Here is a 6,327-nt window from a genome sequence, read left to right on the forward strand (position 1 = left end):
GGTGTGTATATTGAGTGGCTACCGTTTGATAACCCCTTTAACCTGGTGGCTAAGCTTGCTTCTCGCAGGAGTCGGATCGCTGTTGTGAAGATCCAGCCTGAGGATCCCATACCTGGGGAGGCTAGCATAACAAAATCGGATCTCTTCAGAGGTGGCGAGGAGATCAGGGGATATAGTGTTATATATAGAGCTATATCTAGGTCGAGGCTTGAATATATAGTTGATAGGGTTGCGTCAAAGGATATAGATAAGCTGGTTATAGGGTCTAGACCTAATATAACAATAATAACTAGGGTTAAAAGGTGGGGGTGCTCAGAGATTCTTAAGAGATCAATGGGCCTTGTTGCCGAGATCTCGTTAAAAAGGGATCAAAACCAGCTATAATCTGAATCTCCTGATCCTTCTTGGGAGCTCTACCTCAACCTCTTCCTCCTCGATCTCTATCCTTATAGCAGCTTGATCAGGATCTATATTATTGCTTCTCATCCATGAGTGTAGCATATCAGCTATGAGCGAGATAAACCCCTCCTCAACAGATTCTCTATCGCTATCCGAAACATATTCCCTAGCCTTCTTAAAACCCCTGATCATCTCTTTAATAGCCTCCAAAAAACCCTCTGGAACCTCCTCTTCCTCCAAGATACCCCTCTATAAATACTCTATCTAAATTAAATAGCTCTGAGAGGTTTTCATCGAAGATATATCCCTTCCACATATTATCTATATTAGTGTGTTCCTTGAGCTACTATGTAGAGATGATCGATGTTAGGAAGAGCTATGGGAGGAGGGAGGTTCTGAAGGGAATTACGATAAGGGTTATGCCTGGCGAGATATTCTGTCTAGTAGGCCCTAACGGGGCTGGGAAGACAACTACTCTAAGGATAATGGCTACTCTTGCAAAGCCGAGCTCTGGATCTGTTAGGATCTTCGGTGTGGACATAGCTAGGGCAAAGGATCTCTCGGATATTAGGAGGAAAATAAACTACCTCCCAGAAGAGGCTGATGTATATTCAAGGCTCAGTGGGATCGAGTATCTCAGGTTCTTCGCAGAGCTCTATGATATAGATGTTGAGAGGGCTATTGAGATTGGGATAAAGATCTCCGGCCTCTCCACCCAGGATCTCAAGAGGAGGACTGGGACATATAGCAAGGGTATGAGGAGGCGATTACTAATAGCGAGAACACTCATGACAGAGCCTCTCCTAGCAATACTAGATGAACCAACCTCGGGGCTCGATATATTCTCATCGATACATGTTAGAGAGGCTATAAAGGAGTATTCAAAGGAAAGGGGATCCTCGGTAGTGCTTTCAAGCCACAATATGTTTGAGGTGGAATATCTATGCGATAGAATAGCCCTAATCAATGATGGGGTAATAGTGGGTGAGGGGAGTGTGGAGGATATAAAGAGCATGACCGGATCTAGGAACCTGGAAGAGTCTTTTGCAAGACTTGTTTCAAGAACAACAAGATAGTCTTAATTATGAATCACCCCCAATAGTGGGTAATACATCTAGCAATGATCTTCAATAGATATTAGTGCTTGAACCAACATATCTCGGTGGATATAATGGCTATCCTCGCCTTTGATATATATGGAACCGTTCTGAACCTGGATAGCATTGGTATAGATAGATCTCTTCTTAGAGAGTGGAGATCCACGCAGCTGGAGATGACATGGAGATCCAGTTTAATGGGTATATGGCTTGATTTCGACGAGATAACAAGGATCTCTTTGAGATATGCTATGGAGAAGATCGGCTTAACAGCGGATGAAGAGGAGATCCTCAGGAGATGGGATAGTATGGTTGCATATGAGGATTCTAAATACATATGCATACTAGGTGAGAAGCATAGCATATATGCCCTCACAAATGGGACTAGGAGGAGTATTGAGAAGGTTCTGGAGAGGAATGGGCTTCTCAGATGCTTCAAGGGGATCTATACAGCTGAGGATGTTAGGAAATATAAACCCTCCCCTGAGATCTATAGGGGGGTTTTTATCGTGGATCGGCTCTAGAGAAGCTTACCTCGTCTCCTCAAACCCCTTCGATGTTTCAGGTGCTAGAAACGCTGGTATGAGGGCTATATATGTTAATCGCCACAGACTCCCAATAGATCCTCTAGCCCCTCCCCCTGACTATGTAGTTGCCAGCATTGCGGATATTCTCAACCTACAAATCTAGCTTAGAGCTATAGCTTTCTGTGTTATTGAAAGGGCCTCCACACATGTTGATCTACCTGTAACTAGTTTAAAAGGGATCTCTCGTTAATAAGGGTAGATAATCCACTATATTGGGGTGTGGTTTGGCAGAGGTTGTGCCCCCTGAGTTAGAGCAATATGCTGTGAAGCTCCAGCAGTTAAGGGCAAGGCTTGGGCAGGTCCAGGCTGAGAAAGGGGTTGTCCAGGCTGAGTTGAGGGAGGTTGAGAGGGCCTTGGAGCTTTTAAAAGGGGCTGCTCCAGATGCTCTTGTCTTCAAGAGCGCTGGACATCTAATGGTAAGGGTTTCTAAGGATGATGCGGAGAAGGAGCTAAGCGATAGAAAGGATATCCTCGAGCTTAGGCTCAAGGCTTTGGAGAGGCAGGAGGCTAGTTTGAATAGCGAGATAAAAGATCTAGAGGCGAAGATCAACGAGATAATGGGAAGATACTATGGTAGAAAGGGTGGAGGAGGCTAGCGAGGATAGAGGGGATCTATGGGAAGAGGTTGCTCTAAAGATAGAGGATAGGATTGAGAAGGAGATTGAGAAGAGGCTTGGGAGGAAGGCGCATTATGTTGCTGCTATAAGCATTAGGAGAACCTCGGATGGGATAGATCTGGGAATAGATCTCCAGGTGTTTTCCTCATCAGGATCTAGGGAGAAGCTTTTAGAGATAGTTGATGAGGTGATCGATGCTGGATTTAGAGAGGCTGAGAAGCATATTAAAAGGGGTTGGAGAGGAGATCGGAAGTCTCTCGAAGGAGAGGAGAGTGGCGGTAGCATCTCATCCATCAGCTGATCTAGATTCGATCTCATCGGCCATAGCATTATCACTGCTTATTAAGAGCCGCTCAAACACAGTCCCATGCTATATATCTAGCGGGGGTCTTGATGCGCTAGCAAAGAGGATCTATGAGGATGCTCTTTCCAAGGGATATATAGAGGATTGCCCAGCCAATCTACAGAGGAATTGGATCTTATTAGTGGTTGATACACCATGTAGAAGAGCATCTACCGAGTGCTCCTCCTTCGATACCGTCTATGTAATCGATCACCATGTATCGAGTGGGGAGGAGCCTAGATACCCAGGCATCGTATATCCCGAAGCATCCTCAACTACGGAGCTATGCACCCTAATGCTTGAGGAGACCTCCACCGATATACCAGATCCCCAGCTCGCGAATAAGATCCTCGCTGGTATTCTATATGATACAAGATCCCTCACACTAGCCTCGATCACAGCTATAGAGGCTACTAGGTATCTGATGAGGTGGGGGGCAAGAATTAGCGAGGCTCTACAGCTTATCAGGAGATCACCTGGGATAGATGAGAGGATAGCTAGGCTTAAGGCTATGTCAAGGGTTATGATCTATAGGAGTGGAGAGATACTTCTATGCATAACACATGTAGGCGCCTATGAAGCCTCCGCAGCCCAGATCCTCATGGGAGGGGGATGCGATCTAGCCATAGTGATCTCAGAGAAGGATGAAGAGACAAGGGTTGTTGGTAGATGCTCAGAGGAATTCTGTAGGGAAGCTGGGTTAGGGGATCTGATCCTAGATGATCTTGTGAAGATCTATGGGGGTGGCTGGGGAGGTCATAGGCTAGCAGCTGTAGCATCTGTAAAAGCCTCCTACGAGGAGCTATTGAGGAAAATACCCCTGCTCCTCGGTAAAAAGCTAGGGGTTGAATTCATACCATTAGAGAAATAGCTGTGAAACCCTAGAAGCTGTTTTAGGTATCACTAAGGATTAATATATAGATAGGCTATGGATTATCGTAAATCGTTTAAATATACTATACCAAGTTAAAAAGATCCTCTGCGGGTCTTGAGGTTAGATATAGCTTAATATGGAAAATAATATTAAGCCCTATGGATCTTGAACCTTACTGACCTCCTCCCCATTCTAGAGAGCAGGCCTTCACCCGTAAAAATATATATTCCTCCGAACATATGTTCAGTGGTGGGTCTATGCAGAAGTTAATACAACTACCCGATATAAAGATCCATGATAAAGTATCTGTAGACCCCGGGAAAGCGGCTGTGATAGTGGTGGATATGCAGAATGACTTCGCACATCCAAAGGGAAAGCTGTTTGTGCCAGAAGCGCCTAAGACGATACCAAATATATCGAGGCTGATAGGGAGGGCTAGGCAATATGGTGTTCCAATAATATATACCCAGGATTGGCATATGAGAGACGATCCCGAGTTCAGGATCTGGGGTGAGCATGCTGTTGGAGGTACATGGGGAGCTGAGATCGTTGATGAGCTGAAGCCCCGGGAGGGGGATATAGTGATTAGAAAGCTTAGATATGATGCCTTCTATGGAACACAGCTTGAGCATATACTCTCAAGGGTTCTCAGAAGAGAAACTCTCATAATAACCGGTACAGTGGCAAATATATGTGTACTCCACACAGCTGGGAGCGCAGCCCTTAGATGGTTCGATGTGATAGTCCCTATAGATGGTGTTTCAGCCCTCACAGAATTCGATCTATATGCGGCGCTTAGACAGATAGACTTTCTATATAAGGGGAAAATAGTTAGAAGCGTTGATGACATAACATTCTCCCCCAGCTGAGATAGCTTTTTATATAAGTTAATCATAAATACATGAATTCAGATCTATAGACGGTGGTGTAGACGGTCTATAGAGCGCCACACCATATAACGGGCTTCTGGATACCCCTGAGAAATAGGGATCCATATTCTACAGGCTCACTCGGTGTTGGAATACTTCTAGAGCCTGGGATGATAGCCTATGAAAAACCTGCTAGTAGCTGTATTGTAGAGGTTGGCGATATATGCTTTGATAAGGGCCCTGTAGAGGTTATAACACGTGAGAAGAGAGTCGCACATGGCCTCTACATAAGATCCTCAGTACCCCTTGGGATTGGGGGTGCTGTAAGCGCTTTCACAGCCCTTGCCCTATCATGCGAGGCCCTGAGGGCCGAGGGTAGGGACTGCAGATCTAAGGAGGATCTCCTTGAGGCCTCAAGAATAGCTCATAGAGCTGAGGTGCTCGCACTAACTGGGTTGGGAGATGTGATAGCTATGGTCACAGGTGGGGGTTTGGTTATGAGGTTAAAACCAGGGGCCCCTGGGATTGGATATGCTATAGCTATAAGAGATTCTACTCTCGATTTTGTTGAGTTCACATTAGCACAGATAGATAGGCGGATCACTACTGTAGATGTGCTTAGAGATCTATGGGATAGGATTTATAGATATGGTAGAGAGGCCTATAGAGGCTTTGAAAAAAATCCTAGCCTAGAGAGCTTTATAGAGATATCCCATAGATTCTCTCAAGAGGTTGGATTCCTAGATAAAGATCTAAAGAGCTCTCTAGATAAGACCCTCTCCCCATACCATGGAAAAGGATATCTGCTCGGCTACTATGCCAAGAAATCTATTCTCGTGATAGCCCATGAAAAGGGGTTGGGAGATGAGATAGCCTCGGCTATTGGAGGGATTGTTAAAAGGGTTCTCGGCATATATAGAATATCCTATGAAGGCTTCGCCTTTATGTGAGGCGAACCCGGTGGTTGCCCATGCCCATTACCTTGGTTATTTTGGTTTTTCTGGGCACGTGTTCACCCCCACCTGTTCCTTCCCCTCGACCCGTCTATGCCTACGGCTCCAGAGGATCTCTATATCTCCAGAGCCGTCGGCGAACCGGGGTGCATAGCTTCATAGCCTCGTCCCTCGCCTAAGGCTCATCGGCATTAATAGACATATAAGTCTCTGACCATTATATACCAAATAGCTATAATGAATGAAAAATCCTAAAGCCCATCACCAAGCCAACTGTCTAGAGGGATCATCGATCTTATTAGTGGATATCAATAGTTTATAAGTCGCCTCGCCTTAGAAGGGCTGGGCTGCCCAGTTGTCATGGATACCTCCAGACCATCCTAGGAGAGAATCACTAATTATAAGGGAGAAGCTTGTTGAGGGGTTTAGAAGGGGTATAGTTGTTCCCCAAGGCCTCATAGCCCATGGGAGGGGCGAGTGTTTTGATTACCTAATAGGTGAGAAGACCATAGAACCGGCTAGAAAAGCTATAAGGGCCTCAGCCGCCGCCCTGTTACTTGCTAGAAGGCCTGTTATAAGTGTTAATGG

The 6,327-nt window shown here is 45.5% G+C and carries 10 protein-coding genes; 9 read left to right on the plus strand and 1 reads right to left on the minus strand.

Annotated elements, in window-relative coordinates:
• A partial coding sequence (locus QXE01_10985; protein ID MEM4971761.1) for a hypothetical protein occupies positions 1-384 on the plus strand: 384 nt, incomplete at its 5' end.
• Here the strand turns inward: QXE01_10985 and QXE01_10990 are convergent.
• A complete protein-coding gene (locus tag QXE01_10990; protein MEM4971762.1) occupies positions 379-639 on the minus strand; it encodes a hypothetical protein in 261 nt (86 codons plus the stop codon). The genes QXE01_10985 and QXE01_10990 overlap by 6 nt on opposite strands.
• 98 nt (positions 640-737) lie before the next feature.
• Here QXE01_10990 and QXE01_10995 point away from each other — a divergent pair, with 98 nt between their 5' ends.
• The 8 genes from QXE01_10995 to QXE01_11030 form a co-directional block, all read left to right on the plus strand.
• The gene (locus QXE01_10995; protein MEM4971763.1) at positions 738-1,475 is read left to right on the plus strand and encodes an ABC transporter ATP-binding protein; all 738 of its coding nucleotides are present in this window, start codon (positions 738-740) and stop codon (positions 1,473-1,475) included.
• A gap of 95 nt (positions 1,476-1,570) precedes the next feature.
• Positions 1,571-2,020, plus strand: coding sequence for an HAD hydrolase-like protein (locus QXE01_11000; GenBank protein ID MEM4971764.1), 450 nt, complete (start codon positions 1,571-1,573; stop codon positions 2,018-2,020).
• Between the two features lie 287 nt (positions 2,021-2,307).
• Positions 2,308-2,679: a prefoldin subunit beta gene (locus QXE01_11005; protein MEM4971765.1), complete on the plus strand. Its 372-nt coding sequence runs from the start codon at positions 2,308-2,310 to the stop codon at positions 2,677-2,679.
• Positions 2,654-3,001, plus strand: a complete 348-nt coding sequence (locus QXE01_11010; GenBank protein ID MEM4971766.1) for a hypothetical protein — start codon at positions 2,654-2,656, stop codon at positions 2,999-3,001. The genes QXE01_11005 and QXE01_11010 overlap by 26 nt, the downstream gene beginning before the upstream one ends.
• Positions 2,895-3,914 (plus strand): DHH family phosphoesterase, encoded by a 1,020-nt coding sequence (locus QXE01_11015; protein ID MEM4971767.1) that lies wholly within the window; start codon positions 2,895-2,897, stop codon positions 3,912-3,914. Before QXE01_11010 ends, QXE01_11015 begins: the two co-directional genes overlap by 107 nt.
• 260 nt (positions 3,915-4,174) lie before the next feature.
• Positions 4,175-4,786 carry an isochorismatase family cysteine hydrolase gene (locus tag QXE01_11020; GenBank protein ID MEM4971768.1) on the plus strand — a complete coding sequence of 204 codons (612 nt, stop codon included), beginning with the start codon at positions 4,175-4,177 and terminating at the stop codon, positions 4,784-4,786.
• 170 nt (positions 4,787-4,956) lie between these two features.
• Positions 4,957-5,736: a hypothetical protein gene (locus QXE01_11025; protein ID MEM4971769.1), complete on the plus strand. Its 780-nt coding sequence runs from the start codon at positions 4,957-4,959 to the stop codon at positions 5,734-5,736.
• Between the two features lie 358 nt (positions 5,737-6,094).
• A partial coding sequence (locus tag QXE01_11030; protein ID MEM4971770.1) for a hypothetical protein occupies positions 6,095-6,327 on the plus strand: 233 nt, incomplete at its 3' end.

This window comes from Sulfolobales archaeon (assembly GCA_038897115.1).
GTDB lineage: Archaea > Thermoproteota > Thermoprotei_A > Sulfolobales > AG1 > AG1.

Bases quoted from the DNA above. Each gene is read 5' to 3' on its own strand.
- QXE01_11000 (MEM4971764.1), top strand. From the start codon at position 1,571: ATGGCTATCCTCGCCTTTGATATATATGGAACCGTTCTGAACCTGGAT.
- QXE01_11015 (MEM4971767.1), top strand. From the start codon at position 2,895: ATGCTGGATTTAGAGAGGCTGAGAAGCATATTAAAAGGGGTTGGAGAG.
- QXE01_11020 (MEM4971768.1), top strand. From the start codon at position 4,175: ATGCAGAAGTTAATACAACTACCCGATATAAAGATCCATGATAAAGTA.
- QXE01_11025 (MEM4971769.1), top strand. From the start codon at position 4,957: ATGATAGCCTATGAAAAACCTGCTAGTAGCTGTATTGTAGAGGTTGGC.
- QXE01_11010 (MEM4971766.1), top strand. From the start codon at position 2,654: ATGGTAGAAAGGGTGGAGGAGGCTAGCGAGGATAGAGGGGATCTATGG.